The organism is Bacillus sp. FJAT-18017 (genome assembly GCF_001278805.1).
Lineage (GTDB): Bacteria > Bacillota > Bacilli > Bacillales > Cytobacillaceae > Bacillus_D.
Genome location: NZ_CP012602.1, coordinates 850,682 through 869,261, shown reverse-complemented (window position 1 = coordinate 869,261; position 18,580 = coordinate 850,682). Strand labels below are relative to the sequence as shown.

15 protein-coding genes are annotated in these 18,580 nt (G+C 42.3%); 6 read left to right on the top strand and 9 right to left on the bottom strand.

The features are described from left to right. Positions 1-75 precede the first annotated feature (75 nt). On the top strand, positions 76-741 hold the full coding sequence (locus AM500_RS03960) for a hypothetical protein (protein WP_053598047.1): 666 nt from the start codon (positions 76-78) through the stop codon (positions 739-741). A gap of 23 nt (positions 742-764) precedes the next feature. Next, positions 765-2,288 carry a glycine betaine uptake BCCT transporter gene (locus AM500_RS03955; protein ID WP_053598046.1) on the top strand — a complete coding sequence of 508 codons (1,524 nt, stop codon included), beginning with the start codon at positions 765-767 and terminating at the stop codon, positions 2,286-2,288. Positions 2,289-2,342: 54 nt separating this feature from the next. On the opposite strand, the gene AM500_RS03950 is transcribed toward AM500_RS03955, so the two are convergent. Next, a complete protein-coding gene (locus AM500_RS03950) occupies positions 2,343-2,606 on the bottom strand; it encodes a hypothetical protein (RefSeq protein ID WP_156319740.1) in 264 nt (87 codons plus the stop codon). 65 nt (positions 2,607-2,671) lie between these two features. Beyond that, positions 2,672-3,514 (bottom strand): hypothetical protein, encoded by an 843-nt coding sequence (locus AM500_RS03945; RefSeq protein ID WP_053598044.1) that lies wholly within the window; start codon positions 3,512-3,514, stop codon positions 2,672-2,674. Between the two features lie 302 nt (positions 3,515-3,816). Between AM500_RS03945 and AM500_RS03940 the strand changes: the two genes are divergently transcribed. The 3 genes from AM500_RS03940 (at position 3,817) to AM500_RS03930 (ending at position 8,182) form a co-directional block, all read left to right on the top strand. Next, positions 3,817-5,316, top strand: a complete 1,500-nt coding sequence (locus AM500_RS03940; RefSeq protein ID WP_053598043.1) for a BCCT family transporter — start codon at positions 3,817-3,819, stop codon at positions 5,314-5,316. A gap of 310 nt (positions 5,317-5,626) precedes the next feature. Next, on the top strand, positions 5,627-6,343 hold the full coding sequence (gene rluF / locus AM500_RS03935; RefSeq protein ID WP_197282660.1) for a 23S rRNA pseudouridine(2604) synthase RluF: 717 nt from the start codon (positions 5,627-5,629) through the stop codon (positions 6,341-6,343). Positions 6,344-6,736: 393 nt separating this feature from the next. Beyond that, positions 6,737-8,182, top strand: a complete 1,446-nt coding sequence (locus AM500_RS03930) for a DEAD/DEAH box helicase (RefSeq protein WP_053598041.1) — start codon at positions 6,737-6,739, stop codon at positions 8,180-8,182. Positions 8,183-8,299: 117 nt separating this feature from the next. Here AM500_RS03930 and AM500_RS24810 read toward each other — a convergent pair whose 3' ends face one another. The 5 genes from AM500_RS24810 to AM500_RS03910 form a co-directional block, all read right to left on the bottom strand. After that, positions 8,300-8,563: a DMT family transporter gene (locus AM500_RS24810; RefSeq protein ID WP_231688102.1), complete on the bottom strand. Its 264-nt coding sequence runs from the start codon at positions 8,561-8,563 to the stop codon at positions 8,300-8,302. A 140-nt stretch (positions 8,564-8,703) separates the two neighbouring features. After that, positions 8,704-9,945 (bottom strand): beta-ketoacyl-ACP synthase II, encoded by a 1,242-nt coding sequence (gene fabF / locus AM500_RS03925; RefSeq protein ID WP_053598040.1) that lies wholly within the window; start codon positions 9,943-9,945, stop codon positions 8,704-8,706. A 516-nt stretch (positions 9,946-10,461) separates the two neighbouring features. Continuing rightward, on the bottom strand, positions 10,462-11,637 hold the full coding sequence (locus AM500_RS03920; protein WP_053598039.1) for a M20 family metallopeptidase: 1,176 nt from the start codon (positions 11,635-11,637) through the stop codon (positions 10,462-10,464). A 2-nt stretch (positions 11,638-11,639) separates the two neighbouring features. Next, positions 11,640-12,884, bottom strand: a complete 1,245-nt coding sequence (locus AM500_RS03915) for a Zn-dependent hydrolase (protein WP_053598038.1) — start codon at positions 12,882-12,884, stop codon at positions 11,640-11,642. 209 nt (positions 12,885-13,093) lie between these two features. Continuing rightward, positions 13,094-14,299: a hypothetical protein gene (locus tag AM500_RS03910; RefSeq protein WP_053598037.1), complete on the bottom strand. Its 1,206-nt coding sequence runs from the start codon at positions 14,297-14,299 to the stop codon at positions 13,094-13,096. Positions 14,300-14,925: 626 nt separating this feature from the next. Here AM500_RS03910 and AM500_RS03905 point away from each other — a divergent pair. Next, entirely contained in the window at positions 14,926-15,822 is an 897-nt protein-coding gene (locus AM500_RS03905) for an EamA family transporter (RefSeq protein WP_053598036.1), read from the top strand. 65 nt (positions 15,823-15,887) lie between these two features. Here the strand turns inward: AM500_RS03905 and AM500_RS03900 are convergent, their stop codons facing one another. Together AM500_RS03900 and AM500_RS03895 are read right to left on the bottom strand one after the other, a co-directional pair. Next, positions 15,888-17,309, bottom strand: a complete 1,422-nt coding sequence (locus AM500_RS03900; RefSeq protein ID WP_053598035.1) for a M20 family metallopeptidase — start codon at positions 17,307-17,309, stop codon at positions 15,888-15,890. A 25-nt stretch (positions 17,310-17,334) separates the two neighbouring features. Next, the gene (locus AM500_RS03895; RefSeq protein ID WP_053598034.1) at positions 17,335-18,567 is read right to left on the bottom strand and encodes an MFS transporter; all 1,233 of its coding nucleotides are present in this window, start codon (positions 18,565-18,567) and stop codon (positions 17,335-17,337) included. Between the last annotated feature and the right edge of the window lie 13 nt (positions 18,568-18,580).

Genomic DNA, 18,580 nt, shown 5'->3' with positions numbered 1-18,580 from the left:
TTTTCTAAAAAAAGACATCCTAAGAAGGACCGGTGTAAATGCATCACTGTAGAACGGGAAGAAGGGTGATTTGCTGTGAAACTGTATCAAGTAAGAAAAGGGCAATTTGTATACCATAACAATGAGTTGCACAAGGTATATGGAGTAAAACCGATGTATAAACTATCCATCCATCTTGTTAAGCTGAGGGATTTGTCTCAGCATATTACGAATGCTGCCAGTGTTGAAAGATACATACCAAAAGAAAATGACAGTTTTATTTTTGACCATAAGGTATACACGCTCAGGAATCAGCAGAAGCCTGTACCGGGAGATTTGATTTTAATCAACAATCCCGCCCCTGACACATTGGACCACTATTCATTAAATGAAATAGAAGTGGTGGAAACGGTTGATAATAAAGGGGTTATCACAAGTGATTTGAACGGGATCAAGCATACCGAGTATTTATTGATGGCTCCTGGCCGTGCCCCTGACAGCACTCCGATTGATTATCAGGATATGTCGAACGTGATGGAAGACGCTGAAGAAATTGCCGGCCAAATCGCACATCCATACGGTGACATATCTGTACAGATTGGGGATGTTTTTAAAAAGAATGATCGTGATGTTTTGATTGAAGCAATGGTGATTGCAATCAAGGGCCATACCATTTATCTTGGGGGCGGTTTTGAGGTGCCTCATGAAGAATTGCTCGATACGGATAAGTGGGAATTTCAATACAATCCATTCAATAACTGAACAACCATTGCCAGGAGGTTCTTATGGAAAAATTTAAAGGAAATAGTGTTTTCCTTCTATCATTATTGCTTACCCTCATCTTCATCATATGGGGAGTTTTCTTCACAGACAGTTTAACCAGGGTGACCAATGCCGTTTACAATGGCTCAATCGATTACCTTGGCTGGGTATATCTTGGTTCCACTCTATTCTTTGTAATTTTTTCGGTCTATTTGCTGTTTTCAAAGTATGGAAACATCCGGCTGGGCAGGAAAAATGATACGCCCGATTTCAGTACCGGTTCGTGGCTTGCGATGTTGTTCGGCGCAGGAATGGGTATCGGAATCGTCTACTGGAGTGTTGCTGAACCGATTACCCATTACACAGCTCCTCCCTACGGAGAAGCGTATACGGTTGAAGCTGCAAACACCGCGATGAAGTATACATTTTTCCATTGGGGGCTTCACCCATGGGCTATCTATACGATAATTGGCTTGGCGCTTGCGTTTTTTCAATATAACAAACGGCTGCCTGCTTCGATTAGTTCAGCCTTCCACCCACTTTTGGGAGATAAGATTCACGGACCAATTGGAAAAACGATCGATATTCTCTCCATCTTTGCAACGGTCTTTGGTATCGCCACCTCCCTGGGGCTTGGCGCGATGCAGGTTACTGCGGGAATGCACGATATTTTTGGCATTCCGAATACGCTGTTTGTCCAGCTGGTCGTGATTGCTGTTGCAACCGTAATTTTCATCATTTCCATTAATACAGGACTTGAAAGGGGGATAAAATATTTATCCAACTCCGCCATCATCCTGTCTTTTTCAATTATGATGCTGATTCTTTTTGTCGGGCCAGCCTTGACTGTGGTCAAAGTGTTTTTTAATACAATGGGGCTTTATGTGAATGATTTTGTAAAAATGAGCCTAAGGTTAACACCTTTTAGCGAGGGTGGAGAATGGATTGCCTCCTGGACGTTATTTTATTGGGCATGGTGGATTGCCTGGGCGCCGTTCGTCGGCATGTTCATTGCAAGGATTTCAAAAGGACGGACGATAAAGGAATTTGTAATCGGGGTGCTCGTTGTCCCGACACTTGGAACATGCCTGTGGATGTCAGTCTTTGGGGGCTCGGCACTTGAACTGGTTCAGGATCCCGCGAACCGAGATTTGGCAAAAAATATAGCTGAAAACCTATCGTTATCGATTTTTATCTTCTTTGATTATTTTCCTTTAAGCTCGCTGTTAAGCATATTGGGCTTTGCGGTCGTAGCAATTTACTATATCACTGTCGCAGACACCGCTACATTCGTGCTGGGAATGTTAAGTGAAGGCGGGACGCTTAACCCTTCAAACAAAATCAAAATGACCTGGGGCGTCATCCAATCCGCTGTTGCAGCCGTATTGCTGCTGGCCGGCGGGCTGACTGTATTGCAGACAGCATCCATCGCTGCAGCCCTCCCCTTCGCATTTATCCTGCTCGCTATGAGCTACTCGTTAGTGAAGGGCTTGAATATGGAATTGGAAGTGCAAAAAAGCACGAAACGAGGAGTGCAGCGTCCGTGAATGGTTTAAAAAGGGAAAGCCCGCGTAAAGGTATGCGGGCTTTCTCTACAGTCTTTATCTATTCAAAAAGCAGAATCTATCAACCAGCCAATAAATGCTTTTAGGGGACAATTTATCATATTTTTCATTAAGATGTTTTCTAAAGAGAGCTCCTGATTCAACCACCGATTTTTGATTATCAGGAAATGATTCTATCTCATCAATCAAAAAGCTAATTTTCGTAAAATTTTCAGGAGACATTTCACTAGATTTCCCCCTGGATTTCTGGATAATCACATTAACTTCATCCCAATCAATTTCATTGAACACTCCACTCATGCGCAAATTCCCCTTATCCAGATAGTTATAATACCTGGCTACAATAATTCGTTCCCTTACGGCTGTTAACACTTCTCGACTATCTCCAGCTTTTCCTTATGGATTGCGTCCAGCTTCTTCATTTCCTGCACATATTTTCCGTTTAGCGCTGTTAACACATCACTTACTTTATGGGAATGGCTTTCAGTCTGGTCAATCATATCATTAATTTTATTTTGGACCATATAGTCAGCGATGAAACCATCAAAGAAGAAATCGGCAAACCTTAACATCTCGGAGATATGGACATCTTGATTCAAATTGATCTTTACATCCAACAATTCTTTTTGAAAAAGCCGCATGCTTTTGCGGGCTTCATATAAATCTTCTTCGGCATCTGCTATATGCTGGTGTTTAACCATGCCGGAAATGGTACCACCGCCAAACATATCCCACTGGCCCCATGCTGCTGCCTTATCTAGGGACTCTAAAGCCGTTTCAAGATTCTCCCTGACACGCCTTCCGGCAGTTATTGCCTCCTGAAGTTCTGCCAGGCTGGCTTGAAGGGTACCTTCCTTTTCATACAATTGGAATAGCTTGGCTGCATAAGGGGATGTGCTCTCTTTAATCATTTTTTCTTTTTGTTTAAGGAGCTGTTGGTACTCCTGTTTGGCAAATTCCACGGCATGAAGCTTTTCTTGCACCATTTTGATAGACTTCTCTATATCCTCTTTTGCTTTCTCAGCTTCCACTAACGCGTACTCAGCCGCAATCAATTCTTGCCTTTCCTTTGTTAGTTTCTCTTCCTTTGTACCTGCCAATTTTGCAAATAAATAGGACAATCCAAAGCGTTCCAGCCTCTTCACATCTTCTTGCTCTATCTGAAAATCAGTTTTCAGTTCTGAAACTCGGTCTTCTACCCTATCCATAATCCGCAAGCTGAATGTTATATTTCGTGACCTTCCGCAACTCACTCTGTATCTCAAAAAGCCTTGCATTAATCTCTGAAAACATCGGCTCCCCCTCCTGTTCGTATGATTGTATACGAGATAAAAGACTAAAAGTTTCCAAATATTAGAAAACTGAATTAAAACCTTGGTATTAATTTTAACCGGGCAACTGTCTTATGCATCGAACCCATTTTGAAAATGAAACAGTAGTTTAAATCATTCTATATAGGGTAATTATTTTGTTTGGATAAACAACCATAGAAAAGTTTTAGGAGTGGATTATGAAGAAAGCTACAAAAGTATTCTGGTATGCAATAGGAATTTCATTAATGATTGTGCTCTGGGGTGCAATTGACCCAAAAGGAATGAACTCATTTACGTCCTCATTAACTTCAAATATCTTGATGGATTTTGGATGGTTTTATTTGCTGGCTGTGCTTGGAATCCTCCTTTTCTGTACATATCTAATGTTCTCTCGACTCGGGAATATTAAGCTTGGCCAAAAGGATGACGTTCCCGAGTTCAGTAATGCTTCATGGTTTGCGATGCTTTTTAGCGCCGGAATGGGCATGGGATTGGTATTTTGGACGACAGCAGAACCCATTTCGCATGCGTTTATAAGCAGTCCGCTTGCAGAGGAAGGGACAGATGATGCAATAAAGGACGCTCTTAAATATTCTTTTTTCCACTGGGGCATCCATGCTTGGGCAGTTTATGGGATTGTAGGCTTAATATTGGCCTATTTCAAATTTAATCGGGGCGCACCAGGACTAATTAGCACGACGCTCATCCCTTTACTTGGAGAAAAACAAATGCAGGGAGCACTTGGCAAAATAATCGATATCCTAGCTGTTTTTGCAACAGTAGTCGGAGTTGCAGCCACACTTGGGTTTGGATCGGCCCAAATTACCGGGGGGCTGTCCTTCTTATTTGGGACACCGAACAGTTTCCAAATCCAATTGATCGTGCTTGTAGTTTCAACAATTTTATTTATTTGGTCCGCCTGGTCCGGTATAGGTAAAGGCATCAAATACCTTAGCAATATAAATATGGGATTGGCCGGGTTGCTGTTAGTTCTATTATTTTTTGCGGGACCGACCATGTACATTTTAAACATGTTTACCCATACATTAGGGAGCTACCTATCCGATTTCTTTGAAATGAGTCTCAGGCTTGCTCCTTTAAACGAAGAAAATCGGGGCTGGATAAACAGCTGGACCATTTTCTATTGGGCATGGTGGATATCCTGGGCGCCGTTCGTCGGAATTTTTATTGCGAGAATATCAAAAGGAAGAACGATAAAAGAGTTCCTCTTCGGTGTTTTGCTGCTGCCATCACTTGTATGCTTTATTTTCTTCGCCGTTTTCGGTGTTTCTGCCCTACGCCTGGAGCAACTGGGGTTGGCAGCGATATCTGAATTTTCATTGGAAACATCGACGTTTGGGGTACTAGCCGAGTATCCTTTGGGCACGTTTATGTCCTTCCTCACTATAATTGCCGTTGCCATTTTCTTTATCACGTCTGCGGACTCCGCAACCTTTGTCCTGGGAATGCTTAGTACGAATGGGCTTTTAAATCCCGGGAATTCCGTTAAAATTGCCTGGGGACTGGTTCAGTCAACTATGGCTGCGGTTGTTGTTTACTTCGGCGGTATCGCGGGCCTGCAGAATATGCTGATTATTGCGGCACTGCCCTTCACGATTGTAATGATCCTTATGGGAATATCGTTCGTCATGACCTTAACCAAGAATAATCCCAAAACACAGAAGAAAGCTACGTAACGTATATGGGATTCGGAGATCTATTCCGAATCCCCTTTTTATAAAATGAAGACTGTTTTAGTTAATTTCCGACTTCATTCTTCACAAAAAATGCGTCACCAAATAATTGATTCTCTAGACAAGTTAAATAGAAGGTGATTTGGATAAAGTACATATAAGTAAGCTTAACAGTCTCAAAAGGTGCAATTCACCGTTCATAAAACTGGTTCCATTCGATTTTTTCAGTCTCCCCCAATGGGATTACTTTGTTTCGTTCTTCTGCATCGGGATAAAGTATGGTTAAATGGATTAATACGATATCTACTTAAGGATGGTTTGCATGCGGATCAATAAATATATTAGTGAGTCTGGAAAAGCTTCAAGGCGGCAGGCGGATAAATTAATCATGGATGGACGAGTGACAATCAATGGGAAGCGGGCTGAAATCGGGAGCCAGGTGAAGCCCGGGGATAATGTTCTAGTAAACGGGGACCCGATCCGTGTTGCCAGGAACAATGTCTATATTGCTTTAAATAAACCTGTGGGCATTACAAGCACAACTGAAAAAGGTGTAAAAGGAAATATTGTTGATTTGGTTAACCATCCATTACGGATTTTTAATATTGGACGTCTGGATAAAGATTCAGAGGGTTTGATACTTATGACGAACGACGGAGACATTGTTAACGAGATTCTCCGTTCTGAAAATAGGCATGAAAAGGAATATCTTGTTTCGGTAGACAAGCCGATTACGCCGGAATTTTTGAAAAAAATGTCCGAGGGTGTAAAGATCTTAGGCACTAAAACACTTCCTTGTGAAGTACGGCAGTTATCAAAATTCGATTTTCAGATTATCTTAACACAGGGGTTAAACCGCCAGATTCGCCGTATGTGTGAGGCGCTGGGCTACGAGGTTTACAGGCTGCAAAGAGTGCGGATTATGAATATTACCTTGGGAAATCTCCCTCCTGGACAATGGAGAGACTTATCTAAGAAGGAGAAGACTCAACTATTCAGAGAGCTTAACTATGAGCCAAAGGAATGGTAAGAGGCTGAACAATACAATAAGAGCATTGTAACCTAAATGATTACAATGCTCTTTCTTATTTTCAGAATAGGGGTTATTTATGTACGGTTAGAAGATAGAATATTGTGGGCATCTCCCCACGGATAATTTTACGTAACACTTTTAAAGATTTATGTAACACTCTTCATACTTTACGTAACGCTTTCCGAAGTTTATGTAACACTCTTTATATTTTATGCTCTCTTCCTTGTTCCTGATGATCGAAACCATCCCCCGCTTTTTTAAAATCTAAGAAAAAACCGATTTGTCCCGCTCTTTTCAAGTATAATGAACCATATTCAGATTATGCATATGATATTGCTTGGAGAGAATTCTATATATATATGACGAAAACACAAAAAACGAGGTTAAAAAATGAGTAAAATAAGTTTTGCGGATTTTCATGTAAGTGAAGAAATAAAAAGAGCACTGGCTGTGTTAAAATACGAGACCCCGACAGAAGTTCAAAGTGAAGTCATTCCATTAGCGATGGAAAATCAGGATCTTGTCGTAAAAGCTCAAACCGGAAGCGGAAAGACTGCCGCTTTTGGTATTCCTGTTTGCGATATGATTGAATGGGAAGAAAAAGAACCACAGGTCCTAATTCTTACCCCAACTAGGGAGCTTGCGGTTCAAGTCCGCGACGATATAACAAATATCGGCAGGTTTAAACGCATTAAGGCAGTGGCTGTCTATGGAAAAGAACCGTTTACGAAACAAAGGGATGAATTGAAACAAAAAACGCATGTAGTCGTTGGTACGCCTGGCCGTGTCATGGACCATATTGAACGAGAAACTCTAGTTTTGGAACAAATAAAGTATCTTATCATAGATGAAGCGGATGAGATGCTTAATAGAGGTTTCATCGATGAAGTGGAAGCGATCATCAAAGAGCTGCCTTCAAACCGAGTAACCATGGTTTTTTCTGCTACCCTGCCTAAAGATGTTGAAAATCTTTGCCATAAATATATGAAAGATCCTGTTCATATTGAGATTGAATCAACCGGGGTAACAGCTGATACAATTGAACATTTTCTAATTGAAGTGAAGGAAGAAGAAAAGATCTCACTCCTTAAAGACATCACAGTTGTAGAAAATCCAGACAGCTGCCTGATTTTCTGCCGAACTAAAGAACACGTTGATGCTGTGTATAGTGAGCTGGAAAAAGCTAACTATCCTTGTGAAAGACTCCATGGCGGACTAGAACAAGAAGACCGTTTTGCTGTTATGGAAGGTTTCAAAATGGGCAACTTCCGCTATTTGGTGGCCACCGATGTAGCTGCCAGAGGTATTGATATTGATAACGTAACACTTGTTATCAACTATGATGTCCCTATGGAAAAAGAGAGCTATGTGCATCGAACCGGGAGAACCGGCCGTGCCGGAAATAAAGGAATGGCCATTACGTTTTCGACACCATTTGAAGAAAAGTTCGTTAAATCAATTGAAAGATACATCGGCTTTGAAATCCCTGCTATAGAAGCTCCCAGCCATCTCGAAGTGGCTGGCGGAAAAGCTGCCTTCGAAGAAAAACTTAGCAGCAGGCGGGTGGTAAGAAATAATAAGACTGCACGAATCAATCAAGATATTATGAAACTCCATTTCAGCGGTGGTAAAAAGAAGAAAATTCGTGCTGTTGATTTTGTTGGAACGATTGCAAAAATCCCAGGAGTCACAGCAGATGATATCGGCATTATAACCATCCACGATAATATGTCATATGTTGATATTCTGAATGGAAAGGGCTCACTAGTATTACAAGCCATGGAGAATGCGACTATCAAAGGAAAGAAGTTAAAAGTGAGCAAAGCAATTAAATAACCTTAAATCCCCTCACTTTAAATAGATGAGGGGAGAGAACTCGACTACGAGCCAAAAGAATGGTAACAAGGCTGAAAAAGAGCATTGTAATCTAAACGATTATAATGCTCTTCTTGTTTAATTCGATGGGCTATTTAGCTTTTTCCGCTGATACGTAGATAACACTACGCCTCCGACTATAAATACTGACCCTAAGATTTCCACCCCAGTGATGGGTTTGTATAACAAGATCAATCCCATGATCATGGCTACAAAAGGTTCTAAATTGGATAATATCGAAGCCTTTGACGCATCAACATATCTGATGTAATTATTCCAGATCAAATTAGCCAAACCATGAACGACAACGGCTGTACCAATCAGAAAAGCCCAATCCGACACCCTCGGGCTTACCTAAGCGCTGTAGCTAGACAGTGCTCAAGGAGTAGATATACTTTCTTATACTATATGAAGAGTGGCAGGAATCTCTCCTGCCACTCCTTTTTAAGCTCCATGAAATAACTACTGATATATAAGTCGGTTTACTCACTAAATTTTTTAAAAATCAATGTAACATTATGCCCGCCAAAACCTAGTGAGTTTGATAGAGCGATTTGAATATCCTTCTTTTTAGCTACGTTAGGGACATAATCTAAATCAAGTTGTTCATCGGGTGTTTCATAATTAATTGTTGGAGGAAGAATCCCTTCCTTTATGGCTAATACTGAAAACATTGCTTCTAGGGCGCCCGTTGCTCCCAGCAAATGTCCTGTCATCGATTTCGTCGAACTTACTGAAAGAGAGTATGCATGTTCTCTGAAAACTTCCTTGATCGCTAATGTTTCATATAAATCATTGTAATAAGTAGATGTTCCATGAGCATTGATATAGTCCACTTGTTCCGGAGAGATTTCGGCGTCTGCTAATGCTTGTTTCATGGATCGTTGCGCGCCTTCTCCTTCAGGTGCAGGAGTTGTAATATGATGGGCATCTCCGGTAGCACCATACCCAATGAGCTCTCCATATATGTGAGCATCGCGGGCAAGGGCGTGATTTAACTCTTCTAATACCAAAATTCCAGCGCCTTCCCCGATAACAAATCCATCTCGATTTTTATCAAATGGCCTACTTGCTGATTTCGGATCGGGATTCTTGGAAAGAGCGGTCATATTAGAAAATCCTGCAACCGTCATTTCCGTTATCGTCGCCTCTGTTCCGCCGGCAATCATCATTTCAACATCACCATGTTGGATTGCCCGGAATGCATCACCTATTGAATTCGCACCTGAAGCACAAGCTGTGACTGAACAGTTGTTGATTCCTTTTGCTCCGATTTCAATGGAAACTTGCCCCGCGGCCATATCCGGGATAAACATCGGAATCGTAAAAGGATTTACTCTTCTTTGACCCTTCTCTAAAAATTTCCGATGTTGTGCTTCGAACTCACCTAAACCGCCAATTCCTGATCCAATCCAAACTCCGACCCGTTCTGGTTGAATATCGGCACCTATCTTAATACCCGCATCCTTTACAGCCATTTTACTCGCAGCAACAGCGAACTGACTGTAACGGCCCATTCTCCTTGATTCTTTTTTATCCATAAATTCTTCTGGTGTAAAGTTTTTTACTTCTGCAGCAATTTTAATATCAATATTTTCAACATCAAAAATTGTAGCCGGGCCAATTCCGGATACACCATTTTTTATGTTAGTCCATGTTGTAAAAGCATCATTCCCTAATGGAGTGACTGCTCCAATACCAGTAACCACTACTCTTCTATTCATTTGTTTCTCTCCTATACTCATTATTCTAATTATAATAACATTATTGTGTTCTGCTTACACTTTGTCCGACCGACTGTCTTTTTTTAACATAGGTCTGGAAGATTGATGGGATAGGAGAAAACAAGGAGTAAACTAACTAAAAATCTCGCTCAACTGATAGGGCTTCCTACAACCAATCAGAACACACTACATTTTCAAGCGAGAAAGCTGGCGTTTTAAGAGAGGCTAGCCTGCTGTCTAGACCAGACTGATTACGGATCAGGACAACTTTTTCTGGAATCGAGACAACTTTTTTGAGATTCAGGACATTTCCCGAACTATTCAGGACATTTCCCAAACTTTACAGGACAATTTTCAACATATACAGGACAAACTCCCTTCCATGCCAAAAACGTTTAAATAGCTAGACAATTCTCATAGAAAAAATATTCTTTTTGATAATAATAAAAAGGGTGCCAACCCCAACATAGACTCACGGTCCACATTTAGTGTCAGGCACCACTTTTCCATTATTTTTTACTCATTCAAGTACTTCCATGCGTATTGTGCATACAGTTCAGCGCCAGTTGCGAGGGCGTCTTCATCGACGTTGAACTTGCCATGGTGGTGCGCCCATTCCGTATCTTTTTCCGGGTTGCCGCTGCCTACGAGGGCAAAGCTGCCAGGGGCTTCCATCATGTATTCACTGAAGTCCTCGCCACCCATTGTTGGCTTTTCGTGATAAATTACCTCTGCGCCAAATGCTTCGCTGGCTGTTTGTTGTACGAGTTTTGCACTGTATTCGTCGTTAATGACCGCCTGTGTGCCACGGTTGTATTCTACATTCGCTGTTGCTCCGTAAGTCGCCGCCACTTGATCCGCATAGATCTGCAGCTGCCGCTCAATATGGTCTCTTACCGTCGGGTCGAAACAGCGCACCGTTCCATCAATTACAGCATTTTCAGCAATAACGTTGAATCGTGTCCCGACGACCATTTTTCCAATAGTCAGCACTGCTGGCTGAAGCGGGTCAATCGTCCGTGACACGACTGATTGAACATTCATCACGAATGACGAGGCAACAATCGCTGCATCAACACAAGCATGAGGCATCGCCCCGTGTCCGCCCCTGCCTTTAAAGGTGACTGTGAAAAGGTCTGCCGAAGCAAACGATGGTCCCGGTGTACAGGAAACCGTTCCTGTCGGCAGCTGTGACCAAATATGGATGCCGAATACATTATCCACTCCGTCCATAGCTCCCTGTTTCACCATGACTTTCGCACCCGCTGCTACTTCTTCGGCCGGCTGGAAAATCAACCGGACATTTCCCGGCAATTCTCCTTTGATATCATTTAGTGCTTTAGCGGCAATCAGCAGCATCGCCGTATGGGCATCATGTCCACAGGCATGCATTTTCCCGTCTTCCTTTGATGCATATGGCAGATCTTTATTTAATTCTTCAACCGTCAACGCATCCATATCCGCGCGCAATGCAACCGTCTTCCCCGGTTTACCGCCTTCGATGTTCGCAATAACTCCTGTTGGTTCTGTTTTGCGGTAAGAGATGCCAAGATTCTCAAGGTACTCGCATACAAACGCTGTTGTTTTATATTCCTCAAAGGATAGTTCCGGTTCACTATGAAACTTTCTGCGCAACTCGATAAGTTCATCATTGTATGCTTGAATCGCTTGTTTTATTTTTGCTTGGACCATGTTTATTCCGCCTCCGTTAATGTCTTAGCTGTTTCATATAAAATTTCCGTAGCTTTTGCGATGTCTCCGGCGTCTGACCATTCTTCCGGGCAATGGCTGAGGCCGTCCTTGCTTGGAATGAACAGCATCGCCACATCGGTCACATCGGACATAACCATCGCATCGTGGCCTGCACCGCTGTTTACCGAACAGTATGAAAGGTTCAATTCACTGCATGTCTTTTTAAAAAGAGAAAGGATTTCCTGGTTCATTGCCTTTGGCGGCATATATAATTGCTGCTGGACAGATGTCTCGATTCCATTACGATTAAAGGACTCAATCAAGCCGATTACTTCCTCAACCGCATGAAGGACGCGTTCTTCTTTTCCTGACCGTATATCTACTGTAAAAACAACCTTATCTGGAATCACATTTGCACCGTTAGGCCATACATTCAGGCGTCCGGTGGTGATGACCGTTCCTTCCCCTACATCAGAGGCCAATTCCGGGAAGCGGGCAATCATGCTGGCTGCTGCAACTAGCGCATCCGTCCGGCGGTCCATTGGGGTCGTACCCGCATGGCCTGCCTGTCCCTTAACAGTAACCTCCAGTTGGGTTAATCCGACAATCGCTTCTACCATTCCGATTGGGATACCCTTTTCTTCAAGAATCGGTCCTTGTTCAATGTGCAGTTCCAGGAAAGCCTTGATTGTTTTTGGGTCTCTTTTTTTCGGAAGGGAAGGATCAAGGCCGATGCTCTTCATCGATTCTTCCGTGGTCACCCCATCTTTATCTTTTAAACTTAGAAATTCTTTCTCACTCAACAGCCCTACGATCCCTCTTGAGCCCATCAGTCCGCCGCCAAATCTGGTACCCTCTTCTTCTATCAGGGCAACTACTTCTAACGGATACTTGGGAGTAAGGTTATTTTTTTTAAAAGAATGAGCGACCTCTAGTGCGGCCACCACTCCGGCAGGACCGTCGTACGAGCCGCCGTTTGGCACCGAATCAAAGTGAGAACCGATCAATACACTCGGTGCATCCTTTAAGGTACCTTCCAGCCTGCCAAAAATATTGCCGAGACCGTCTTCGGTGACCTCAAGGCCATATTCCCGCATTTTTTGTTTAATATATTCGCGCGCCTGTAAATCCTCTTTGCTATAAGTCAGGCGGGTTGTCCCTTTACCAGGTGTCGCGGTAAATTGGCTAATAGCCTCGATATGGTTTTCAATTCGTTCCTGTAAACCAGTCAATGTGTTTCCCTCCATTTATCCCACTCTTAACGGGCAGTAAAACCCCCACCTCAAGATTCGAGGAATTATCAGAGAAGCCAGGTGGGGGTCGACTGCCCGTAAAGGTCCGATTGGTGAACTAAGAGTTTTCTTAGGGCTTCAGCCCTTAGAAAACTCAACCGGGCTCAGCGCGGCTAACCATCAGTGGGGATGGACACCCCCCCACTGATGAAAAGTTCACTTTATTACAAGAATCCAACAAAGATGCCTGCAAGGATAACCGAAACGATTGTAACTGTGATGAACCCGCCAACAAGCATTGGCGGCAGCATATGGCTTGTCAGCATTTCCCTTTCTTTTTCATCCTCGGTCAACGACTTGATGACTTCATTTGTAATAATGTAGTCGGCCGGAAATCCATAAAGGGCGGTTAACGAAACGGCGAAGGCCATATGCTTGCTCACTTTTAAAAGCTTTCCGGCAATAAAAGAGAAAATATACATCCCGATAACGGCAAGAATAATTGTGCCAACGAGCGGGACTAAAATCTCGACCATCATACTAGGTGTGGCTTGTTTTAAGCCGTCAAATATAAACAGCATCAGTACCATTAGGGCCATTCCAAATCCATTGGCTTTTTGAAGGACCTGTCTTTCCAAAAATCCAGCACTTGAGGCGATAACCCCAAAGAGTAAACAAAGAACGAATGGACTGATCGAAACAACAGGCGCCGCTAAAACGGAAACCTGATAGGCAAGAAAGGCTACGAATGCCAGCCTAAACAGTTTAAAGAAATCTGTGTTGTATTTTTCCGGCATATTTTTAAAAAGTTTAAGCTCTGGCTGGGCAGTTTCAGAAGCAGCCGCAACCTCTGTTTGTGCAGTTTCATCGTTAATCGTCTTAAGCTGTCCGCTGCGATACAGGTTTAACAGCCTTTTCCCCTCTTTTTTTAATACGACAGAGGTGATTGGATAGCCGGCAAATCCTTGCGCAACATAGATAACGATGGCAAAAACGGAAAGGGTGACTAGGCCTGCTTCCTTTGCGCCTTCCGACATGATAAGCGCGGATACGACCCCGCCAACCAATGGAGGAATCGCGACAACGACTGTCTCAAATCCGAAAATAAGGCTTCCAACCGTCATTAAAACAGCGATAATCCCAATGATCCCAAAAAGGGCGATAACAATGGTTTTCCATTGATTTTTCAATTCTTTTAAGGATAACAATGTCCCCATATTTGTAATAAGTAAATACATCATCATCGTAGCAACAACTGGCGGAACACCAGCGACGGCTACAATGTCTTTTGGAAAAAACGTCCAATAACCAAGGAGGAACAGGACAGCGCAGACAAACATGGACGGCACCCAAGCCTTCGTTCGTACAGCAACCAGATCTCCCAGCAATAAAATTCCTACAATAATAACCAATGCCAGCATTTGTGACATAAAAACCACTCCACTTTCCCCAAAGTCTTTTAATATTTCGTTCTACGAAAAAAGTTTAATAGAAGAATAATAATACAATTGGATTCTTCAGTCAATTTAAAATATTAATATTATTCAAGAAACCGTTTTCAACGCTTTCTCTAATCGCATTTGGTAATTTCTTGTTTTTTCTCGTTGGCAGAAAATTATTTAAGAAAAACAAAAAGCCCCCATTTGTAATAGGGACTCTTTAAGTATTATTTAATTTTCTTGGTATGTGGCCAGTCGGGAACTTAAAGAGTTTCATCTTGGGAAAACCTTTTTTAATTAATTCTGTAGAAATTAATTTTTCAAGGACATTTTGACTTCCCTACAACTCCAAATTGTACTCGAAACCCTTTTTCAAGGACATTTCACTATCCCGGCAACCCCTAAATGTACTCGGAGCTATTTTCAAAAACATTTTTTGATCACGCGTATTGAGGAGATTGTGACTCAAAGAACACAAACCATCTCGTTACAAAAGCCGCTATTATTTAATTCCATTTCATAACAGCCCGTTCTTTTGTATAAAGTCAGCATTTGTTCTTGTTTCTATGTTACTATAGGTTAGTTATTTTTAAGCACTAATGGAGGTCACTGCTACAATGAAATTAAATAAAGGAATTTTATCTATATTACTAGGTGCTGGATGTTTTGGCTTTACACCTATATTTGCTAAATTAGGGTTTGGCTACGGTTACTCAGTTGGCCAAATCATTATCGTTCAAATGATTTTCGCCTCATTTTTATTATGGTCTTTTACCCTGCTTAAACGCGGCAGTTTCAAAGAACTTAATAAGAAGAATGTTCTTCAAATCATGTTAACCGGTTGTTTTATCGGACTAACAAGTATTTTTTATTATGGGGCCTTGCAATATTTGTCCGCTTCATTGGCCATCATTTTAATGTTCCAATTCGTTTGGATCGGAATCATTTTTGAATGGATTTTCAGCAAAATAAAACCAGCACCAGTAACATTATTGTCCATCATGTTCATTTTAATTGGGGTGTTTTTTGCTTCGAATATTGTAGATGGGGACATTCAGAGCTTACCTGTTAAAGGGGTTATATTTGGTCTTCTATCTGCATTCACTTATGCAGGTTTTATTTTTTTCAGCGGCAAGGTTGCTGTAAATGTGGATGCATGGACTCGGAGTTCGTTAATGGTAACAGGATCAACGATTTTAGTCCTGATTTTATTCATGCGTGATATTCCAACTGTACTGCCATTGGAGCAAAACTTATTAACGGCTGCTATTGGAGTTTCGTTATTTGGATCAGTTCTTCCGCCATTATTTTTCGCGGTCGGATCACCTTTGGTTTCTGGAGGGGTTGCCAACATCCTAACGTCCATTGAATTACCTGTTGCCATCCTATCAGCCAGCCTTATTTTGTCGGAAACAGTGACATCGCTTCAGTGGATGGGCATTGCAATCATATTAGCGGCTATCGCATTAAATGAACTCGGTCCTAACCTTTTCCGAATAAGAAAGCATTATTAAGTCTCCTCGAAAAAATAAACCTGGCCTTCAAATGGAAGCCAGGTTTGTTTGTGTTTTATCCATATTTACCTTCTTCGCGGCGGAACTTGGTGTTCAGGAATAAGAGAAAAGTAAGTTTCCCCGTCAAGCCGTTCTTGGTGCTCAGCTTTTGCCCGTTTTAAGATATCGGAGTTTTCCATTACCTCAATTGCGGTAGCTGCGATTACTTTCCCTGCTTGCAGCATGCCTTTGTGGGCAATAGGCATTGCACCTTGTGACACGACCTGCCAAGTATGGAATGGAGTTCCGAGCGCCCAGCAAGCTGTCATACATTGCATGGTTGGAACGATCCAGCTGACATCTCCAACGTCCGTGGAGCCTGACAGCATTATTTCTTTTTCGCTTAATGGCGGAATGAGATCAGCTATGTGTTGGTCTTTTAATTTCATCGCCGTATTTTTATCCATGCCTATTAAAGCAGCATCACGATCTTCGGGAGATAGCGAGTCTCTTATTTCTTCCGCATACTTTTGGTCAAACTTATCATAGGAAGGAACACCAATTACTGTTAAGTTTTTGTGCATAACCTCAGCAAGTGTGTTATTCGGAATCAAGTCCGAAGCAGCTCCCTCGAACTCTACCTCCACCCTCGTTCCTGTCATCAAGGCCGCGCCTTTTGCGATGTCCTCAACTCTTTTATACAAATCCGTTACTTGCTGCTTTTTCGGAGCACGGATCAAGTAGGCGACTTCCGCATGAGCTTGTACTACATTCGGAGAGGTTCCGCCTGTATCGGTAATGGCATAATGTATTCTTGCCTCTGGAATCATGTGTTCCCTTAAGTAGTTGACCCCAATGTTCATCAACTCGACCGCATCAAGAGCACTGCGGCCTAAATGAGGTGCGGCCGCGGCATGAGCGCTTTTTCCATGAAAAACAAAGCGAACGGCGTAGTTTGCAAGCGAGCTGAAGTTCATAATAATAGGCTTCGTTTCCGGGTGCCAGGAAAGGGCAAAATCCACATCATCAAACAAACCAGCGCGAGCCATATACGCTTTGCCAGATCCATTTTCTTCAGCCGGGCAGCCATAATAACGCACTGTCCCCTGCAAGCCTGTTCTCTCCATATACTCTTTTATTGCAACTGCTGCGGCAAAAGCACCTGTCCCCAATAAGTTATGTCCACATCCATGTCCATGGCCGCCGGCTGTAATAGGTTCGTTTTTTGTAAGTCCTTTTTTCTGGCTTAAACCGGGCAAAGCATCGTATTCGCCTAAAATGGCCACAACAGGCTTTCCACTGCCATAACTCCCAATAAAACCAGTTTGAAGTCCGGCAATATCTTTTTCAACCTCAAATCCTTCCTCCGACAATGCATGACACAAATAGTCTGAAGAGCGATATTCCTCAAAATAAAGTTCCGGCGTTTTCCATATTTTATCGCTCAGTTGAATAAATGTTTCTTTACGCTTCTCAATATAATCTGAAATAAAACTATGTATGTTCAAACCTGCCCCCCTCCTTTCGTACACCTTAGCCGCTAGTTCCTTCACTTTTGCTAGTAAGCAATTCACCTTTTTCATAGTTCATTGTCACAAGAGCTACAGCACATATAAATGCAAAAGCAATCAGCATCCAAAACGCTGCGTTAAACGAGCCATTAAATGCATCCACTATAAATCCAATCGCTAGAGGTGTGATGAAACCAGCTAGCTGTCCCCCTGTATTAACCAGTCCCATACTAGAACCAGCCAAAGATGATGGGAAATTCTTAAGTACTATGGCTGGCAATAAAATGACGACGAATGAAATGATCAGCATAATGATCGTTTGATAAATAATAAAAGAAGTTACACTTGAGGCAGTAAACATTAGGTACAGCAGTATCGAAATACAGATACAAGTAACAGCGCCTGCTACTTTTTCGCGCCCTTTTGCTAACTTGTCAATCACATAACCACTTAAATAAATGCCCAAGAGTTGTGCTACTCCCGGAATCGTCTGCAGCCACCCTAAGGAAACTAGGTTTAGCCCGCGGACATTCACTAAATAGGTCGGAATCCATGTCGCAAGACCCCAGTTAACTGCGTATAAGGAGAAATACGCTATAAATAAATTCAGCATCAAGGGGGTCTTAAACAAAAGTTTAAACGAACCCTGTTGAACTCTCATGGAATTCTGAGTATTTAAAGCCTCGTCGCTGTTTGGAATCTTTATAAAATACCAATATAATGCTGCAATAATTACCCCTATCGCTCCCATGATGACGAATGTAGTCCGCCAGCCTATCGTTGTAAGCAATCCAACCGAGAGAATTGGGATAATAAGTGCGATAATCCCGGCAGATGATAACATGATAGACATAGCCCGAGCCCTCATCTCTTCGGGAAATACTTGTGAGATGATTTTTGAGCTGGAAGGCTGAAATCCGCCTTCTCCAATCCCAAACAGGAAACGAATGATTACCATTGAAGCCAATGACCAAGCAGCACCTGTGAGCCCGGTAAAAATAGACCATACAATGACTGAGGCAATCAGAACTTTTCTGGCACCAAACCGGTCAGCCAGCCATCCGCCAGGCAGTTGCATGATTGCATAACCTGCAAAAAAACTGCTAAGCAAAAGCCCTGTCGATGATGCACTGAGATTCAAGTCTTCCGTAATGGACAAAACAGCATAATTCATAATATACCGATCTAAATTTCCTAAAGCCCAGCCTAAAAAAAGTAAAGCTAAAATCCAATTTCTTTTGCGTGCTGATATCAATTCTTCCAACCCC

What these genes read in the sequence shown, in the direction of transcription:
- AM500_RS03955 (WP_053598046.1), top strand. Translation starts at nt 765, where the DNA reads ATGGAAAAATTTAAAGGAAATAGTGTTTTCCTTCTATCATTATTGCTT.
- AM500_RS03950 (WP_156319740.1), bottom strand. Translation starts at nt 2,606, where the DNA reads ATGAGTGGAGTGTTCAATGAAATTGATTGGGATGAAGTTAATGTGATT.
- AM500_RS03945 (WP_053598044.1), bottom strand. Translation starts at nt 3,514, where the DNA reads ATGGATAGGGTAGAAGACCGAGTTTCAGAACTGAAAACTGATTTTCAG.
- AM500_RS03940 (WP_053598043.1), top strand. Translation starts at nt 3,817, where the DNA reads ATGAAGAAAGCTACAAAAGTATTCTGGTATGCAATAGGAATTTCATTA.
- rluF (WP_197282660.1), top strand. Translation starts at nt 5,627, where the DNA reads ATGGTTTGCATGCGGATCAATAAATATATTAGTGAGTCTGGAAAAGCT.
- AM500_RS03930 (WP_053598041.1), top strand. Translation starts at nt 6,737, where the DNA reads ATGAGTAAAATAAGTTTTGCGGATTTTCATGTAAGTGAAGAAATAAAA.
- fabF (WP_053598040.1), bottom strand. Translation starts at nt 9,945, where the DNA reads ATGAATAGAAGAGTAGTGGTTACTGGTATTGGAGCAGTCACTCCATTA.
- AM500_RS03920 (WP_053598039.1), bottom strand. Translation starts at nt 11,637, where the DNA reads ATGGTCCAAGCAAAAATAAAACAAGCGATTCAAGCATACAATGATGAA.
- AM500_RS03915 (WP_053598038.1), bottom strand. Translation starts at nt 12,884, where the DNA reads ATGGAGGGAAACACATTGACTGGTTTACAGGAACGAATTGAAAACCAT.
- AM500_RS03910 (WP_053598037.1), bottom strand. Translation starts at nt 14,299, where the DNA reads ATGTCACAAATGCTGGCATTGGTTATTATTGTAGGAATTTTATTGCTG.
- AM500_RS03905 (WP_053598036.1), top strand. Translation starts at nt 14,926, where the DNA reads ATGAAATTAAATAAAGGAATTTTATCTATATTACTAGGTGCTGGATGT.